The organism is Bacillus sp. 522_BSPC, assembly GCF_001076885.1.
Classification (GTDB): domain Bacteria; phylum Bacillota; class Bacilli; order Bacillales; family Cytobacillaceae; genus Niallia; species Niallia hominis.
Window position 1 is genome coordinate 1 of record NZ_JVDT01000242.1, and the last position, 17,515, is coordinate 17,515.

21 protein-coding genes are annotated in these 17,515 nt (G+C 35.3%); 12 read left to right on the forward strand and 9 right to left on the reverse strand.

Annotated features, from left to right (window positions below):
• Positions 1–107 precede the first annotated feature (107 nt).
• Complete coding sequence (locus ADJ83_RS19680; protein ID WP_031540362.1) at positions 108–1,304, forward strand: IS256 family transposase; 1,197 nt, start codon at positions 108–110, stop codon at positions 1,302–1,304.
• A gap of 188 nt (positions 1,305–1,492) precedes the next feature.
• On the opposite strand, the gene ADJ83_RS19685 is transcribed toward ADJ83_RS19680, so the two are convergent.
• The gene (locus ADJ83_RS19685) at positions 1,493–1,801 is read right to left on the reverse strand and encodes a hypothetical protein (RefSeq protein ID WP_231512548.1); all 309 of its coding nucleotides are present in this window, start codon (positions 1,799–1,801) and stop codon (positions 1,493–1,495) included.
• A 171-nt stretch (positions 1,802–1,972) separates the two neighbouring features.
• Between ADJ83_RS19685 and ADJ83_RS19690 the strand changes: the two genes are divergently transcribed.
• Entirely contained in the window at positions 1,973–2,950 is a 978-nt protein-coding gene (locus ADJ83_RS19690) for an HD domain-containing protein (RefSeq protein ID WP_031537301.1), read from the forward strand.
• A gap of 41 nt (positions 2,951–2,991) precedes the next feature.
• On the opposite strand, the gene ADJ83_RS19695 is transcribed toward ADJ83_RS19690, so the two are convergent.
• Complete coding sequence (locus ADJ83_RS19695) at positions 2,992–3,366, reverse strand: ClpX C4-type zinc finger protein (protein WP_031537303.1); 375 nt, start codon at positions 3,364–3,366, stop codon at positions 2,992–2,994.
• A 259-nt stretch (positions 3,367–3,625) separates the two neighbouring features.
• Positions 3,626–4,066, reverse strand: coding sequence for a GNAT family N-acetyltransferase (locus tag ADJ83_RS19700; protein ID WP_031537305.1), 441 nt, complete (start codon positions 4,064–4,066; stop codon positions 3,626–3,628).
• 107 nt (positions 4,067–4,173) lie between these two features.
• Between ADJ83_RS19700 and ADJ83_RS19705 the strand changes: the two genes are divergently transcribed.
• Positions 4,174–5,580 carry a PLP-dependent aminotransferase family protein gene (locus ADJ83_RS19705; RefSeq protein ID WP_031537307.1) on the forward strand — a complete coding sequence of 469 codons (1,407 nt, stop codon included), beginning with the start codon at positions 4,174–4,176 and terminating at the stop codon, positions 5,578–5,580.
• A gap of 92 nt (positions 5,581–5,672) precedes the next feature.
• On the opposite strand, the gene ADJ83_RS19710 is transcribed toward ADJ83_RS19705, so the two are convergent.
• The 4 genes from ADJ83_RS19710 to mciZ form a co-directional block, all read right to left on the reverse strand.
• Entirely contained in the window at positions 5,673–6,230 is a 558-nt protein-coding gene (locus ADJ83_RS19710; RefSeq protein ID WP_031537309.1) for a cysteine hydrolase family protein, read from the reverse strand.
• A gap of 126 nt (positions 6,231–6,356) precedes the next feature.
• A complete protein-coding gene (locus ADJ83_RS19715; protein ID WP_031537312.1) occupies positions 6,357–6,593 on the reverse strand; it encodes a DUF3977 family protein in 237 nt (78 codons plus the stop codon).
• Positions 6,594–6,882: 289 nt separating this feature from the next.
• Positions 6,883–7,794, reverse strand: coding sequence for an aldo/keto reductase (locus ADJ83_RS19720; RefSeq protein WP_031537313.1), 912 nt, complete (start codon positions 7,792–7,794; stop codon positions 6,883–6,885).
• 71 nt (positions 7,795–7,865) lie between these two features.
• The gene (gene mciZ / locus ADJ83_RS19725) at positions 7,866–8,015 is read right to left on the reverse strand and encodes a Z-ring formation inhibitor MciZ (protein WP_269320379.1); all 150 of its coding nucleotides are present in this window, start codon (positions 8,013–8,015) and stop codon (positions 7,866–7,868) included.
• Between the two features lie 79 nt (positions 8,016–8,094).
• Between mciZ and ADJ83_RS19730 the strand changes: the two genes are divergently transcribed.
• Both ADJ83_RS19730 and ADJ83_RS19735 read left to right on the forward strand, forming a co-directional pair.
• Positions 8,095–8,643, forward strand: coding sequence for an NUDIX domain-containing protein (locus ADJ83_RS19730; protein ID WP_031537314.1), 549 nt, complete (start codon positions 8,095–8,097; stop codon positions 8,641–8,643).
• 2 nt (positions 8,644–8,645) lie between these two features.
• Positions 8,646–9,812, forward strand: coding sequence for an endonuclease Q family protein (locus ADJ83_RS19735; protein WP_031537316.1), 1,167 nt, complete (start codon positions 8,646–8,648; stop codon positions 9,810–9,812).
• 44 nt (positions 9,813–9,856) lie between these two features.
• On the opposite strand, the gene ADJ83_RS19740 is transcribed toward ADJ83_RS19735, so the two are convergent.
• Positions 9,857–10,414 (reverse strand): GNAT family N-acetyltransferase, encoded by a 558-nt coding sequence (locus ADJ83_RS19740; RefSeq protein WP_031537317.1) that lies wholly within the window; start codon positions 10,412–10,414, stop codon positions 9,857–9,859.
• A 152-nt stretch (positions 10,415–10,566) separates the two neighbouring features.
• Here ADJ83_RS19740 and spoIIM point away from each other — a divergent pair, with 152 nt between their 5' ends.
• Complete coding sequence (gene spoIIM, locus ADJ83_RS19745; RefSeq protein ID WP_031537318.1) at positions 10,567–11,235, forward strand: stage II sporulation protein M; 669 nt, start codon at positions 10,567–10,569, stop codon at positions 11,233–11,235.
• Positions 11,236–11,396: 161 nt separating this feature from the next.
• Entirely contained in the window at positions 11,397–11,864 is a 468-nt protein-coding gene (locus tag ADJ83_RS19750) for a Fur family transcriptional regulator (protein WP_031537320.1), read from the forward strand.
• A gap of 117 nt (positions 11,865–11,981) precedes the next feature.
• Here the strand turns inward: ADJ83_RS19750 and ADJ83_RS19755 are convergent, their stop codons facing one another.
• Positions 11,982–12,176 carry a hypothetical protein gene (locus tag ADJ83_RS19755; protein ID WP_031537321.1) on the reverse strand — a complete coding sequence of 65 codons (195 nt, stop codon included), beginning with the start codon at positions 12,174–12,176 and terminating at the stop codon, positions 11,982–11,984.
• 270 nt (positions 12,177–12,446) lie between these two features.
• On the opposite strand from ADJ83_RS19755, the gene ADJ83_RS19760 reads away from it, so the two are divergent.
• From ADJ83_RS19760 to ADJ83_RS19780, 5 genes are all read left to right on the forward strand, one after another.
• Complete coding sequence (locus tag ADJ83_RS19760) at positions 12,447–12,680, forward strand: YqzK family protein (RefSeq protein ID WP_031537322.1); 234 nt, start codon at positions 12,447–12,449, stop codon at positions 12,678–12,680.
• Positions 12,681–12,684: 4 nt separating this feature from the next.
• The gene (xerD, locus tag ADJ83_RS19765) at positions 12,685–13,578 is read left to right on the forward strand and encodes a site-specific tyrosine recombinase XerD (protein WP_031537324.1); all 894 of its coding nucleotides are present in this window, start codon (positions 12,685–12,687) and stop codon (positions 13,576–13,578) included.
• 343 nt (positions 13,579–13,921) lie between these two features.
• Positions 13,922–15,106, forward strand: coding sequence for a phosphopentomutase (gene deoB / locus ADJ83_RS19770; RefSeq protein WP_031537325.1), 1,185 nt, complete (start codon positions 13,922–13,924; stop codon positions 15,104–15,106).
• A gap of 11 nt (positions 15,107–15,117) precedes the next feature.
• Positions 15,118–15,939, forward strand: a complete 822-nt coding sequence (locus ADJ83_RS19775) for a purine-nucleoside phosphorylase (protein ID WP_031537326.1) — start codon at positions 15,118–15,120, stop codon at positions 15,937–15,939.
• Positions 15,940–16,121: 182 nt separating this feature from the next.
• Positions 16,122–17,432 (forward strand): pyrimidine-nucleoside phosphorylase, encoded by a 1,311-nt coding sequence (locus ADJ83_RS19780; RefSeq protein WP_031537327.1) that lies wholly within the window; start codon positions 16,122–16,124, stop codon positions 17,430–17,432.
• Positions 17,433–17,515: the final 83 nt, after the last annotated feature.

The window sequence follows — 17,515 nt, forward strand, 5'->3', positions numbered from 1 at the left end:
GAGAGTATAAAATATTTTGTGTAAATGAAAATTTCCATGTAAAAAGGAAGACCTTCTCTTGGTAGAATTAAGTCACCACAACCAATCCTAGAAAAGAGGTCTTCCCTATGAATCAGTTTACAACAGAAATTATCGATGCACTAGTAAAAAAACAAGATATTACCGAGGTTTTTCGTTCGCACTTGGAAATGGCGATCAACTCGCTACTTGTGACAGAGTTAACGGAATTTCTAGATTATGAAAAATATGACCGTATTGGCTTTAATTCAGGCAACTCACGCAATGGGTCTTATTCGCGTACGCTTCACACAGAGTACGGCGATTTAGCCATTCAAATTCCACGTGATCGCAATGGTGAGTTCAAACAACAGACCGTGGCTCCGTATAAGCGTTCGAATGATACGCTTGAAGATACGGTGATTCACCTGTTTAAAAAAGGCATTACGATGGCTGAAATTGCCCAGTTAATCGAAAAAATGTACGGCCATCACTATACGCCTCAAACGATTTCGAATATGACAAAAGCGGTTTCAGAAACAGTCGATGCATTTAACAACCGTTCGTTGCATAATCGTTACGTATGCGTGTATTTAGATGCGACGTATATTGCCGTGCGTCGTGATACGGTGTCCAAAGAAGCTGTCTATATCGCTGTTGGTATTCGCGAAGACGGCTCTAAAGAGGTACTCGCTTATACGATTGCCCCAACAGAGTCTGCTTACAACTGGCAAGAGCTACTAGAAGAGCTGAAAGACCGTGGTGTAGAAGACGTCTTATTATTCGTATCAGACGGCTTAAAAGGCATGGCAGACGCTGTTTTCACTGTGTTTCCAAAAGCAAAATATCAAGTCTGTTTAGTTCATGTCGGTCGCAATATTATGCATAAAGTACGCGTAGAGGATCGCAAGGAAGTCTGCGAAGATTTTAAAATGATTCACCAGGCAAAGGACGCCGAAGCAGCTGAGCTAGCACTTGGGCAGTTCTGCGAGAAATGGAGCAAATCGTACAAAAAAGTTACACAAGGCTTACTAAATAACCCGTATTTACTGACGTTTTATCAGTTTCCAAAAGCAATTTGGCGAAGCATCTACTCGACCAATTTAATTGAGTCGTTCAATAAGCAAATCAAAAAATATACAAAGCGCAAGGAACAGTTTCCGAACGAAGAATCACTGGAACGTTTTTTAGTGACGCAGTTCGAGGACTACAATCAACGTTTCGCCTCACGCTGTCACATCGGCTTCAATCAGGCACGTGCAGAGTTGGAAGAGATGTTTGAGCAGCTACATGAACCGACAAACTAACCGGGACGTGCCAGCGCGAAATTTGGGTGTCTAGGAAAGGGCTAGCCCTTTCCTAGACACCCAAATCAACACTTCGAACAAATCTATTTGAATACGAAGGTGATCATCTACCTTGAGAAGTTGAAAAGTCATTTACACAAAAATATTGACAGTACCCGGCTGCTGAACAAAAAGTATAAATGAAATCACTAAACACCCATTAAAATTGTACCTAGTATATGGTAAAAAACAGGGAACAAGAACAATATTATATTGGCAATTATACCAACTAATGATAGTGTATCTCTATTCCGTTTATATCCTAAAAGACCGATGACTGCTCCAAATGGACACAAAAAAAGCGGCATGAGAACAGGTAATCCTTGAAGCTTATCCAACGGAATGATGTTTGTAAAAAAATTAAGAATCAATAGTCCAAGGACAATAGGAAAAAATATCGATAGTACACCTAAAAAGTTGCTTTTATTGATTTGTTTTTTTCCGAAATTCTGATGCACATTCATACTCCTTTCAGATTTAATTTTAATAAAATCACTTTTTGCAAAACATGAGAGGATTAAACTTGATATGTATACTTTACTATACATTTATTGGAAATGCATGTGGTTTTCCATTGAAATTGTGTTTTTTATAATAGGAGACAAATTTACCAAGAAGGGAGAATAGTTTTGCTAATATCCGATAAACTGTACGGAGATTTTGAGATTGAAAAAGTTTTAGAGGAATTAATAAAAAGCAAGCCAATCCAACGACTAAAAGGCATCCATCAAGGCGGAGCAAGTTATTTAGTAAATAAAAATTGGAATGTTACTAGATATGAGCACTCGATTGGCGTTATGCTATTAATCCGAAAGCTCGGAGGTTCCATGGAAGAGCAAATTGCTGGACTGTTGCATGATGTCTCCCATACAGCATTCTCCCATGTTGTTGATTTTGTCTTAGATAAACATCATGAGAATTATCATGAAGTTATTTTTCTTTCTGTTATTAAGAATTCTGAAATTCCTTCAATCTTAGAAAAATATCGATATGATTATAAAGAATTGCTAATGGATGATACCAAATGGACTATTCTAGAACAGCCAGCACCCGAATTATGTGCTGATCGTGTTGATTATACAATACGGGATATGTATACTTATGGAAAAATTTCGTTAAAGGAAGTAGAGAAATTTTTAGAAAATGTTTTAACGGTAGAAGGGAAAATGTGTTTAAGTAACGTTGATGCGGCAGAATGGTTTGTTACAACCTATTACAAAGAGGTCATCGATTTTTTTATGCATCCATTAAATATTTATGGATATGATCAGTTAACAAAAATTTTAAAAGTAGCGTTAGCTAAGAACATTATAAAGTTTTCTGATTTTCTAAGAGAAGATAGGGAGTTGATTTTTAAAATTAGTAAATCAAAGAATGGTGAGATTCAGGAGCTCTGGCATAAACTTCAATCTTCTTTGAAAGTAATAGAGGATGAAGAGGATTTTGATATCCATCTAAAGAATAAGGTTCGACTTATTGACCCATCCATTTTCTATCAAAATAAGTTAGTAAGTGCTTCAAGCCTTTCTAAAAAAATAGAAGAGATGAATAAGAATGCTTTTCAAAAAGCGAAAAAAGGAACGTATGTAAAAGTAATACAAGCTTAAGACATAGTAGTGAAAAAAGGGGACAATTGTTTCAATCGTCCCTATGAATGACTTTTAATCACTTCTGCACCAAACTCTAAACATGAGCTGCAAATAGACACATTTGGTCCAACCGCTAAATGACCAACTTCCTCTTTTGATTTTCTGCAAAAGGAACAAGTTTCCGTGTATTCAATGCTTGATGCCTGTGTAGAAGAGGAGGTAGTAGAGAGAGCACGATATAATTCATCGATTACTTTTAACTCTATGCTATCTACTTCCCCATTTATTCTCATACGTTCTGTTGTATAGGCGATCGCCATTCCTTCATAAAAGCGCTGTTTTTCGGCAGAATCACTATTTTTAGCATTTCCTTCACAAGCAGAAATTAGTTTATCTAACTCAGTAATTAAACCTTGTAAAGAATCTTTTGACATGGATTAACACCTCCTTTTTTCATGTATATTTACCATACTCGTTTATAGAATCCTAGATTTGTATATTTTTATATAAATGAAGGAAATTCCTTTAGAAAAAAGAATTATGAAATAGAAAACTTCAATAGAACCATCCACTTAATTTACAAAGAATAGAAGATATTTATGAGGGGAAATGTAGTTATTTACGAGTATTTTAAAAAGTATGGTAAAAGAGACGTTACCTTTTAAAAAGTGGGAATGTCTCTTTTACTTTTTGTTAAATTTTTTTCAAATAAACATAGCTTACTTTATCATATTCCATTTTCTCTTCATAAAAGCGATGGGCATCAATACGCTGTAAACCAGAAGACAAAGACACAAGAGGATAGTCATTTTCAATGGCCCACTGATGGACATAGTTCAATAATGCTTTGCCATAACCTTTGGAACGATGGTTGCGGTCTGTTATTAATTCACAGACCCATATAAATCTGCCATTGTATAAAGTGATCATAGGCATAAATCCACATAGTGCTACGATTTCTTTCTGATTAAACAGTGCAATCAAGCGATACCCTTCTTTTTGGACAGATTCTAAAACTAATTCAAGATATGCGCTCATATCTAATTTTGTTCGCAATTGTTTCATTACAGGAAATGCTGTTTTCCATTCATCTTCTGTCTTTAACATTTTAATGGTTAATTGATTGTTTATCATGTTCATTCCTCCATTCATATCTATAATGTAATAGGATTCTGGTATAATCTAAAGTATCAGATTAGCTCTTTTTAATGGTGTCAGTGTGATTTAAGGAGGAGTGTTTTGTGCTAGAGTTAACACCAGTTTTACGGAAGGACAGTAGTAAGCCGCTTTATATACAATTAGCAGACTTTATCAAGCATGAGATTAGAAAGAAACATATATTACCCAATGAAAAATTACCATCCAAAAGGAAGCTAGCAACACATTTGCAAATTAGTTTAAATACCGTCCAAGCAGCCTATGATCAGCTTTGTGCAGAAGGATATGTGGAAAGTAGTCCCCGCAAAGGATTATATGTGCAAACAATTGATGAAGAATATAAGAATCAGCTAGAAACGAAAGCTAGTCCTATCGTAAATAAACCTAATCAACAAAAAGTGGTGAAAATCGACTTTAACTCAGGACAAGTGGATCGTAAATATTTTCCCTATAACACATGGAGAAAGCTCTCCATGCAATCGATATATGAAGATCAAAATTTTTGGTTTTCGAACGGAGATCCACAAGGTGAGTTTAACTTAAGAGAACAGATTGCCAAGCATTTATATGCTACAAGAGGGGTAAATTGTCAACCTAATCAAATAATAATTGGTGCAGGAACGCAAGTGTTAATAGGATTAATTAGTTTATTGTTAGGAAGGGATAAATCATACGGGCTTGAAAATCCAGGCTATCACCGAATTAGAGTGGTATTACAAGATATGGGGATAGAAACACTACCTATTCCTGTCGATGAGAATGGAATGGATGTATCTCTACTGAATAAGAGTAAAGCAAATGTCGCATATGTAACCCCATCTCATCAATTTCCATACGGGATGATTATGCCAATTGCACGAAGATTGGAATTGATTAACTGGGCAGAAGAAAATAATGGTTTTATAATAGAAGATGATTATGACGGCGAATATCGCTATAAAGGAAAACCAATTCCTGCACTACAAGGATTAGCAAAAAATAGTCAAATTATATATTTGGGCACCTTCTCGAAATCATTAATTCCCTCCCTTCGAATAAGCTATGCGGTTCTCCCAATGCAATTATACAGTACATATGTGAAACAGTTCACTGTCTATAAGCAGACCGTATCACGGATGCATCAAGATACATTGTACCACTTTATAAAAGGAGGACATTGGAACAGTCACTTAAATAAAATGAGAACACTGTACCGGAAAAAACGGCAAGCACTACTCCAAGCCATCCACCGACATTTAGACAGAAATGTAGAAGTGATTGGAGAAAATGCTGGACTTCATATTGTTTTAGAAGTGAAACGTGATTTAAGTGAAAAGCGATTAGTCGAAAAGGCAATGGAATTTGGAGTGAAAGTATACCCTGTTTCTGCGTACTATTTTCAAAATGAATATTCAGGGAATCCAAAAGTGATTCTTGGATATGGTGGATTGACGGAAACAGAGATAGAAACAGGGGTGGAACTGTTAAAAGAAGCTTGGGAGTTAGAGTGAAAATAATAATAAAGAAAAGTCACAATGACAAATGCCGCTGCTCGAATCGCTTTTGTCATTGTGACTTTTTTCGCTTGCTCTTTACATAAAACTTATCGGTAACTATCATGCATGGGTGAAAATAAATCTTCCTCTGCTTCGCGTACTATCGAAAAATGATCGACATTATAGTGACCGTGTAATATTTTATTGTGATGTTGAATAATTTTTTCAGCAGAAAGAACGGTTGAATCGGTTGTTGAATGCCCATCTCCAACTAGCGTTACATCCATATTATTTACAGTTGCTGTCCGTACCGCTGTATCAATACAATAGGGTGTTTCGCAACCCATAATGACAAGATGTTGAATGTCTTTTGACTGTAAATACTCTAGTAATCCTGTTCCATAGAATGCATTTGTAGCATATTTATCAAAGATTTTTGCTTCAACAGGAATTTTCAAATCGGAATGAAATTGAAACCCAGGTCCTTCTCCTCCCGCAACATCTTTATCTCTTACAAACATAACTTCAACATTTAATTGGATAGCCTTTTCAATAACGAGATTAATAGTATCTAATAAACCTGTTTTATTATAAATCTCATTTGTTTCCGCATTCCCATCTACCAGTTCTTGCTGAACATCAATAATTAATAAAGCTTGATTCATTGAAAGACTCCTTTATAAAAGTAATGTAGGTAATTTAATTACTAGATAAGTATTCGTTACGATTAATTGATTTTCATCTTTTTAGAAGACTAGAGATGGAAGAGTAAAGGGAGTAATAGTGGAATGCTATAAGCTTTTTATACCTAGTATGAATTTATAAGCATTTCGTTCTTTTTTTCGTTTTTTAACCCCTTCTTTTGAATCGATAATAATGACCGTTTTCCTAATCCAGACTCTAGTATAAAGAGAGTAAAAATTAATAGGTCTCTTTATTCCTTTTTCTTCAAACTCTGTCCCATCTTGTAATTCTGTTTCTGTACGAATAAGCCATTTGTTGCCAATACCAAATTCTATGTATTTCAAAGAGTTTCCTCGTTTCTATTATTCTTGTAAAATAAAGGATTTTATATGGAAACGTATACTATTTATCTAAAAAGAGTAGGTGGGAATTTTTGTTCATAAGCAAACTGAAAACCACATTTCAAGAAGAAGCAAGCAAAAGTAGAGTTCATAAGGAAGATGAAAACCACATTTCAAAAAAATGCAAGAAAAAGTGGCTTTCATCCAAAAAACGAAAACCACTTTTCTATAATGAATAGAAAAATTTTCCAAATCATTCAAGAACCAAGCTTAAAAGTAAATTTTCATCCTATTAACGATGTGCCTTATAAACCGATGCTTTCGAAATTTCTTTAATAAATGCTATTTCCTCTGCTGTTAAAGGTGCACTGTTCACGGCATTTGCATTGGCACGTAGTTGTTCTGCTGAGCTTGCACCTGCAATGATGCTAGCTACAGGGGTTTGAGCCAAGTTATATTGAATAGCAGCTTCCGTTAATGTGCGATTATCTGCAAATTTTTGTTCTAAATTTTGAAGTAATTTTGCAAGTTCCTCACCAGAATAATCTAAATAGCCTTTTTCTGTTAGCTTTTCACGGTACTTAGGGCTTAAAAGACCTTTTGCAACAGGGCCGCGGGTAACGACACTAATATTGTTTTCTGCAAGTAATGGTAGTGCTTCCTCTTCTGGACGTCTGTCTAATATACTATATTGCATCATGACAGAAACAATAGAGGAACGCTTCACATATTCGCGAATGACATTTGGGCGAATGGAAGAAATGCCGTAATAAAGAATCACGCCTTCTTCCTTTAATTCTTCAAATGCCTCAATCGTTTCTTCAATCGGATCTTCCATCATCCCGCCGTGTAGTTGATATAAATCAATATAATCTGTGCCTAGTCGTTTTAGGCTGTGTTTAACTTGTTCTTTAATATAGGCCTTACTTGCATCCCAAGACCATCCATCTTTTCCCTCTTCCCACTTATTTCCTACCTTTGTTGCAATAATGACATCTTCTCGATTATTTTTGAAAAAACGACCTAGTAATTGCTCATTTTTCCCCTGATCATATAAATCTGCTGTATCAAAATAATTTATTCCTTCTTCTAATGCTGCTTCTAAAATCGGAAAGGCAGTCTTTTCTTCGGTCCCAAGACTCATGCATCCAAGTCCTAGTTTTGATACATATAAGTTAGAACTACCTAATTGTGAATTTTGCAAATTCGAACACCTCTTTACCTAAGATATCTCTTATTGTACGAAAAATGGTATTTATTCACAAAGAAATCGGCTTATTTTTTTGAAGGATTCGAATTAGCATTCACCCAATCCTTCACATAGGTGTATTCTTTTTGATACTTTTTAAGCATATAACGGATTTCCCGTGGTTTTCCAGTTAAAACAACCCCTTTTTCTCGTAAATATATCTTCAGCGTCCCCACAATCCTTTCTTAAAAACCGAAATAAAGTATAATAATCTATATGTTAGGATCTTTGTTTAATAGAACAGGAGTGTGTCAAATGAGTTCATTGGAAGAAAAAACAGTAAAAACAGAGCATATTTTTAGTGGAAGAATAATTCAAGTTCAAGTGGATGAAGTAGAATTGCCTAATGGAAAAACCTCTACACGAGAATTAGTAAAGCACCCAGGTGCAGTAGCAGTAATTGCCATAACGGACGATAACAAGCTAGTTATGGTAGAGCAATATCGAAAGCCGCTTGAAAAAGTAATCGTAGAAATCCCTGCCGGAAAATTAGAAAAGGGCGAAGACCCAGCTTTATGTGCAAGAAGAGAATTAGAAGAAGAAACGGGATATGATTGTGAATCTCTAGAATTGGTAAGTTCTTTTTATACTTCACCAGGATTTGCTGATGAAATCATCCATGTATATGTGGCAAAAGGATTAACCAAAAAAGAAGATGCCGCAGGACTAGATGAAGATGAGTTTGTAAATGTATTAGAAATTACGCTAGAGGAAGCATTACAATTTATGGAAGAACAACGCATTTTTGATGCGAAAACAATTTTTGGGATACAATATTTACAAATTGCTAACCTAAAGGAGTAAAAATGAAGTCTTTTTACACGGATTTACATATCCATATTGGGAGAACCAAAAGTGGAAAGCCGGTGAAAATCACAGCTTCCAGAAACCTTACCTTGCCTGCTGTCATTGAATATGCTAGCAAACAAAAGGGTCTTGATATGATTGGAATTATAGATTGTCATTCCCCTGAAGTGATAATGGAAATGGAAGAGTTGATAGAGCAGGGGAAGATGATAGAATTGCCTAGCGGTGGGGTTAAGATGGAAGGGATAACGATTATTCTAGGGTCAGAGCTGGAAATATACGATTCTTCCTGTAAGGGGCCGATTCATGTGTTATCCTATCTGCCGACTTTAGCTAAAATGAAGGAATTTTCCAATTGGATTTCTAATCATATGAAAAATGTGACTTTAAGCTCGCAAAGGCTTTATATAACTGGGAAAGAATTGCAGCATAAAGTAAAGGAATTAAATGGGCTTTTCATACCAGCACATATTTTTACACCATTCAAAAGTTTATATGGAAGTGGTGTTTATCGTTCCTATAAGGAAGTTTTGGATGAGAAATTGATTGATGGCATGGAACTAGGATTGAGCTCTGATACGGATATGGCTGATCAAATTTCAGAATTACATGCCTTTTCTTTTATAACCAATTCTGATGCCCATTCTTTAGGAAAAATTGCTCGAGAATATCAAATTATGGAAATGGAGGAAGCATCTTTTGCAGAATTTGCAAAAGTTCTGCATCAGGTAGAAGGAAGAAGAATCATTGCCAATTATGGGCTAGACCCAAAATTAGGTAAATATCATGAAACGGTTTGTATGAAATGCTATGCCCCTTTTTCAGAAACGACTGGTATATGCAAAGAATGCGGAAGTCATAAATGGGTAAAAGGGGTAGCAGCAAGGATTACCGATTTAAAGGATGCTACTTCAACAGCTAATAGACCACCCTATATTCACCAAATACCGCTAGAATACATTCCTGGCTTAGGGAAAAAAACACTGCAAACATTACTTGATTATTTTTCAACCGAAATGCAAATAATCCATGAAGCTCCCTACGATAAGTTAGTGGAAATCATTCCAAAGAAGGTGGCGGATTATGTAGTTGCAGCGAGAACGGGAATGTTAAATCTGCAAGTAGGTGGTGGCGGTAAATACGGAAAGGTTAGGGTAGATAAGTAATAGTACAAAAAAATCCCACACTAAAATTTGTGGGTTTTTTTGCATTATGTCAACGAATAAAGACAGATATCTCTTAGTTCCTCTGTATCGGCACTAAGGGTTTCATTTTTCAATAGACCATCCAATGAGAAGCCGAGTTTTTCTGGAATAGCACGACTTTTCCTATTTGTGGAATCAACACGTATCTCAATACGATTTGCGTGCAGTGTTTCTTTTGCAAGCTTTATTAAAGCTCTGGTGCTTTCTGTAATATAGCCATTTCCAGTGTGGGCAGAATCGCACCAATACCCAATTTCAAACACGCGGACTTTCCAATCGATGGAATGTAGACCGGTTGAACCTATAAACTCTTTTGTATCTTTTAAATAAATATGTAATCGTAAATCTTCTCTTAAAATATATTTAGCATACGATTCTCGTACACCTGCTTCCACCTCTTCTAGTGTTTGCTCTTTATTAGCAAAAGCCATCCAAGGCTTAAGGGCATTTTTTGACCGTTGGATGCTCTCATATACATCCTTGCCATCTCCAGGCATACATGGACGCAATACTAATCTTTCTGTTTCGATTTTTTCTGGCAAATCTATTAAAATCGGTTTCAATTCTCTCACCTCAAAATTAATCTACCATATCTTTTTGTAAAATAACATAATTATTAGATGATTTGCTCTTTTTGATTAATAATAGATTTCTAGTCATATGCCTATCTTTCGTGCATAAACATAAATTAACAGACTTGGCGGGAGGAAAGGCAATGAAAAAGAAAAAATATCAGAATATCCTAGCGACTCATATACGTGAGCATTCCTCAATTTATTTATTTATCATTGTATTATTTTTAATGGGGGTAATTTTTGGTGCAATAGTAGTAAATAGTTTGTCTCTCTCCCAAAAGGAAGATCTCTACTACTATTTAACACAATTTTTTGGACAGGTTTCCAATGGACAAGTCGCGGAAAGCAAAGATTTGTTTTTTCAAAGCTTCTCGCATAACAGTAAATATATCGGCTTTATTTGGCTGCTTGGCATCTCTATTATAGGATTGCCCATTATTTTAATTCTATTATTTATAAAAGGAATGGTTGTTGGCTTTACAGTTGGTTTTTTAGTTAACCAAATGGGATGGCATGGCTTTTTACTATCATTTGTGTCGGTTTTGCCACAAAACCTAATTGTTATTCCAATTTTTATAATTTCTGCTACACTATCAGTAGCGTTCTCTTTTAAAATGATTCGCCAGCAATTCATGAAGAAAAAGGGGGAACCAATGCTGCCACTGTTTGCTAGATATACTTTTCTGCTAATGATAGCCTTTGTTATTATCGGGATTGCGGCAGCAGTTGAGGCATATATTTCGCCAATATTAATGAAAGCAGTTATTAATATGGTACAATCTATTATTATCATGTTGCCATTTATATAAAGAGAGAATCTAAAACTTTCCTTTCGAATGGTTAAAACAGAGATAATACTCATTATAATTTAAGAATTATTATTAAATGTTATTTATAATAATTTTTATTAGGATTCTATTCCTACTTCTGTTATAATGAGATGGACAGTGGCTAGGGAGGGACTTTCGGAATGGAAAGTAGATTAGATAGAATAAAAAAACTGTTGCATTCTTCGAGCTATAAATTAACTCCCCAAAGGGAAGCGACAGTAAGAGTATTATTAGAAAATGAAGAAGACCATCTTAGTGCAGAAGATGTATACTTACTCGTAAAAGAGAAATCTCCTGAAATTGGATTGGCAACCGTATATCGTACACTAGAACTATTAACGGAATTGAAAATTGTTGATAAAATAAATTTTGGTGACGGCGTTTCTAGATATGACTTGAGACAAGAAGGCGCAGCTCACTTTCATCACCATTTAGTATGCATTGAATGTGGAGCAGTTGATGAAATTCAAGAAGATTTACTAGGAGATGTAGAGAAATTAGTAGAGCGTGACTGGAATTTTAAAATTAAAGATCACCGTCTAACATTTCATGGTATTTGCCATCGTTGCACGGGAAAAAGTGAGGAAGTTTCATCCTCCGCAGAATAAACCTTTTCAAATGAGAAGGTTTTTTATTTTGCTTTAAATCAAGCTACTATAAATAAATATGGATATCTAATAAAATATACGATTAGAGAAAGAGCACAGTAACCAATAAAGTAATTGTTATCCTAAATTTTTGGGCGTTTCTACATACAAGGACATGATGTATCCACAGTTCCCACAATATTCTGCTGATATTGGTGAAGGTTTCTGACTAAGGTTTTTTTCGGGATACATATGAACTTGCCCAACCGATGCTGCCATTACACCCTTTTTAATTTCTTCACTATTGCATTTCGGACATATAGTATTCTTCATTAGTAAACTCCTCCATATTTGTGTTCTTTCTTAACAAAATCTATTTATTTTTATTATAGCATGCATATGGATTCCTAAAAGGAAGAGTATACATTCAGTTTTATTGTCTTAATCATTTTGAACTTCTATTAAAGATTTCAAGAATTATTTGAGCGATTAACACTTTCATTTATATTTATATCCATTATAATAAGAATAATAAGTTCATTAGGTATATTAATTGTCCAACCTGGCATAGCTTGTATTAGAGAAGCTATGGAGGGATTTTGGATGAGAAGATGGACAAAAGCAATGATGAATACATTAAAAGTGTTTATCCTGTTCACAGGGTGTACGATACTTTTTTATTATGCAATCGTATGGTTTAATCAAGAATATCAACAGTTTCATCGTTATGACGAGCCATCGGGTTCAGCCATTAAGGTGAATGCAGATAATAGTCCAGAAACAGAAAAATATTCATGGAGGGATCGAATATTCCTGTTTTATTTAAATGGGGAGTAATTCTATGGAAGATCAATTAAAAGATTTTATGCATTATTTATTAGTCGAAAAGGGATTGGCGAGTAATACGCTTGTATCATATGAAAGAGATTTAAAAAGTTATATGAAATATATGAAAAATGTGGAGAAATGTGATTTAACAGAAATACAGCGTTCGCATATCATTCGCTTTTTAGGATTCTTAAAGGATCAAGGAAAGTCATCTAAAACAATTGCTCGTCATATTGCATCCATTCGTGCGTTTCATCAATTCTTATTTCGCGATCGAGTGCTGGATGAAGATCCGACCTTACATATTGAAACGCCACAGGCTGAAAGAACATTACCAAAAGTTTTGTCCATGGAGGAAGTCGAAGCACTCCTCGATTTCGAACATAAAAAGGATCATTATGGGATTAGGGATAAGGCAATGCTAGAGCTCCTCTATGCAACAGGAATTCGTGTGAGTGAGTTAATTAATTTAAATATTGATGATGCTCATCTTACAATGGGGTTTATCCGCTGTATCGGAAAAGGGAACAAAGAAAGAATTATACCAATTGGCGGAGCGGCAACAAGAGCATTAGAGTTATATTTAAATGAAGCAAGACCTTCTTTTTTACAACATAAAAAATCGGCGGAAAATTCCTTGTTTTTAAACCATCATGGGAATAGATTAACGAGACAAGGATTTTGGAAAATCTTAAAACGGTTAGGCAAGGAAGCACATATTGAGAAAGAAATAACCCCACACACATTAAGACATTCCTTTGCAACACATCTTTTGGAGAATGGTGCAGATTTAAGAGCTGTTCAGGAAATGCTTGGTCATGCTGATATTTCGACAACACAGATTTATACACATGTAACAAAAACTAGATTGAAGGATGTATATAGTCAATTTCATCCAAGAGCATAGAGCACTGTTAGCCTCAAATACAGTGTTCTTTTTGTTTTTGCCTTCTGTAAAAAAATCTTAAAAATAAACGGAATAATTCCGTTTATATCCGCCGCTTAAGCTCACTTTGTATACACATTCTACTAGAAAACCAACAACGAATAATTACAGAGACAAATTTGTGATAGAAAGGGATAATAAAAAGGGAAGTAAGAAAACGATTTAATTATCCCTCAAAATTAATGGAAAACATTGCTGAAAAAGATGTCAGACTTCTGACGATATGCTATAATTTTTATGGTTAATAAAGATACATACAGTAGGGCAAAATAGGATGATTGAAATGGAAAAAAGGAGGATAAAAATGTCTACATATAAATATAATCGCGTTTTCCTCGTTGTAATGGATTCAGTTGGAATAGGTGAAGCGCCTGATGCAAATAAATTTAATGACTTAGGTGCACATACTTTAGGTCATATTGCTGAAAAAATGAACGGACTAAATATGCCGAACATGGCAAAACTGGGTCTGAGTAATATTGAAAAAATAGCTGGTGTAGATGCAGCTGAAAAACCGCTTGCATATTATACAAAAATGCAGGAAGCATCGAATGGAAAAGATACAATGACGGGTCATTGGGAAATAATGGGTCTTAATATTGAAACACCATTCCGTGTATTCCCGGAAGGCTTTCCAGATGAATTGCTAAATGAAATCGAAGCAAAATCAGGAAGAAAAATAATCGGCAATAAACCAGCAAGTGGAACAGAAATTTTGGACGAATTAGGTGAAGAGCATATGAAAACAGGTGCTTTAATTGTTTACACTTCAGCAGATTCCGTCCTTCAAATTGCTGCTCATGAAGAGGTTGTGCCATTAGATGAGTTATATCGAATTTGTGAATTAGCAAGAGAATTGACGCTAGACGAGAAATATATGGTTGGACGTATTATTGCTAGACCGTTCTTAGGAGAGCCTGGAAACTTTAAACGGACTGCAAATCGTCATGATTATGCATTAAAACCATTTGATCGTACAGTAATGAATGAATTAAAAGATAATCATATCGAAAGCATTGCAATCGGGAAAATCTCTGATATTTATGATGGTGAAGGGGTTACAAAGTCTTTACGAACAGTTTCAAATATGGATGGAATGGACAAGCTTGTAGATACCTTGAAAATGGATTTTACTGGTCTAAGCTTCTTGAACTTAGTAGATTTTGATGCTTTATTTGGACATAGAAGAGATCCGATTGGTTATGGAAAAGCTCTAGAAGAATATGATGCTAGACTTCCAGAAGTATTTGAACTACTGAAGGATGATGATTTATTAATTATTACGGCAGACCATGGAAATGATCCGATTCATCATGGAACAGACCATACAAGAGAATATGTGCCACTACTAGTGTATAGTAAAGCATTAAAAGAACCGAAGGAATTGCCACTTCGTCAAACATTTGCTGATATTGGCGCAACGGTTGCGGAAAACTTTGACGTTAAACTGCCTAAATATGGAACAAGTTTCTTAAATGACTTAATATAAGGGGAATAATAATGAATTTTACAATGATTAAACAGTCAGCAGATTTCTTAAAACAAAAATATGCAAATACGCCTAAAATTGGCTTAATTCTTGGCTCTGGATTAGGTGTTTTGGCAGAGGAAATTGAAAATCCAGTAAAAATTCCGTATGAAGATATACCGGAATTTCCAGTTTCTACAGTGGAAGGACATGCAGGTCAACTTGTATTTGGCACGATTAATGGAACAGAAGTAGTAGCAATGCAAGGGCGTTTCCATTTCTATGAGGGTTATTCTTTTGATAAAGTAACTTTCCCAGTTCGAGTAATGAAAGAACTAGGCGTGGAAAAATTAATTGTTACAAACGCAGCGGGTGGAGTGAATGAAAACTTTGCACCAGGTGACTTAATGCTAATCTCTGATCATATTAATAATATGGGAACAAACCCATTAATCGGTCCAAATGACAGTAAGTTAGGCGTACGATTCCCTGATATGTCAGAAGCATATTGTAATAATCTTCGTGAAATAGCACGCAATGTCGCAAGTAAGATTAGTCTTAAGGTGCAAGAAGGTGTCTATGTTGGAAATACTGGACCATCTTATGAGACACCAGCTGAAGTAAGAATGCTTCGCGTATTAGGTGGAGATGCAGTCGGCATGTCTACTGTACCAGAAGTAATTGTTGCTCGTCATGCAGGTCTGAAAGTATTAGGTATTTCTTGTATTTCGAATATGGCAGCTGGTATTCTTGATCAACCTCTAAATCACGAGGAAGTAATCGAAACAACGGAGAAAGTTAAAGCAAACTTTCTTCAATATGTAAAAGAATTGATTAAAGAAATCGGTGCATAATGAACTAAGTTAAATGAGAGAGTTACCATTTGAGCAATACTGATTTATGTGGTAGCTCTTTAGTTATTAAAACATTTTACACCGTTTACAAAAATCAAATCCTTTGACGGTTAGTTCATGTGACTTTAATTTTTGCAATGTTAAGAAGAATGATTTCAATACATAATGAAGGAGATTCAATTATGGCATTAAGAATGGTCGACTTAATCGAAAAGAAAAGAGACGGATTAGAATTAACGAAGGAAGAAATAGCGTTTATCATCAATGGGTATACAGAGGGGGAAATACCAGATTATCAAATGAGTGCTTTTGCAATGGCGGTATTTTTTCAAGATATGACAGAAGCAGAACGTGCAGAGCTGACTTTGGCGATGGTGCATTCAGGCGATGTCATCGATCTATCTGCTATTGAAGGTATTAAAGTAGATAAACACTCTACAGGAGGAGTTGGCGATACAACAACTTTAGTATTAGGTCCGCTAGTTGCTGCTGTAGGTGTTCCAGTGGCAAAAATGAGTGGAAGAGGACTAGGTCATACTGGTGGTACAATCGATAAATTAGAATCCGTAAAAGGATTTCATGTCGAAATAGAAAAAGAAGCATTTATTGACTTAGTAAATAAAAATAAATTGGCTGTTATCGGACAAAGTGGTAACCTCACCCCAGCTGATAAAAAATTATATGCATTAAGAGATGTAACAGCGACCGTTAATAGTATTCCTTTAATTGCGAGCAGTATCATGAGTAAGAAAATTGCAGCAGGTGCGGATGCTATTTGCTTAGATGTTAAAACAGGTGCTGGAGCATTTATGAAAACACTAGATGCCTCAAGAGAGCTTGCAGAAGCTATGGTTAGAATAGGGAATAATGTTGGCAGAAAAACAATGGCTGTGATTTCTGATATGAGTCAGCCTCTAGGATATGCAATCGGTAATGCCTTAGAAGTAAAAGAGGCAATTGATACATTAAATGGTAATGGCCCAGAAGATTTGACAGAATTATGCTTAACTTTAGGAAGCCACATGGTGTACTTAGCTGGAAAAGCAGAGTCTACAGATAAAGCGAGAGAAATGCTGCAAGAGGTAATCGATAATGGCAAAGCCCTTGAAACATTTAAACTTTTCTTAAGTTCCCAAGGTGGCGATGCTTCTGTTGTTGATCAAACAGATTTATTACCAAAGGCTAAATATATAATCGAGCTCCCAGCAAAAGAAACTGGCTATGTCGCAGAAATAACTGCTGACAGCATTGGAACAGCTGCTATGCTGTTAGGTGCAGGCAGAGCAACAAAAGAGTCAGAAATTGACCTTGCAGTAGGTTTAGTTTTACGGAAGAAAATCGGTGAAAAAGTCGAAGCAGGCGAATCACTTGTAACGATTTATAGTAATACAAAAGATATTGACGATGTAACAAAAAAATTGTATGAAAATATTAAGCTTTCAGCAAATGAAGTGAAGGCTCCTACTTTAATTTATGAAGTAATTACAGAATAATAAGACAAGAAAAAGACCCACAAATTGTAGAGGGCACTGAAAAGTCTAGTTCTCCAAATAAAATGAGGTTTTATTTATTTGAA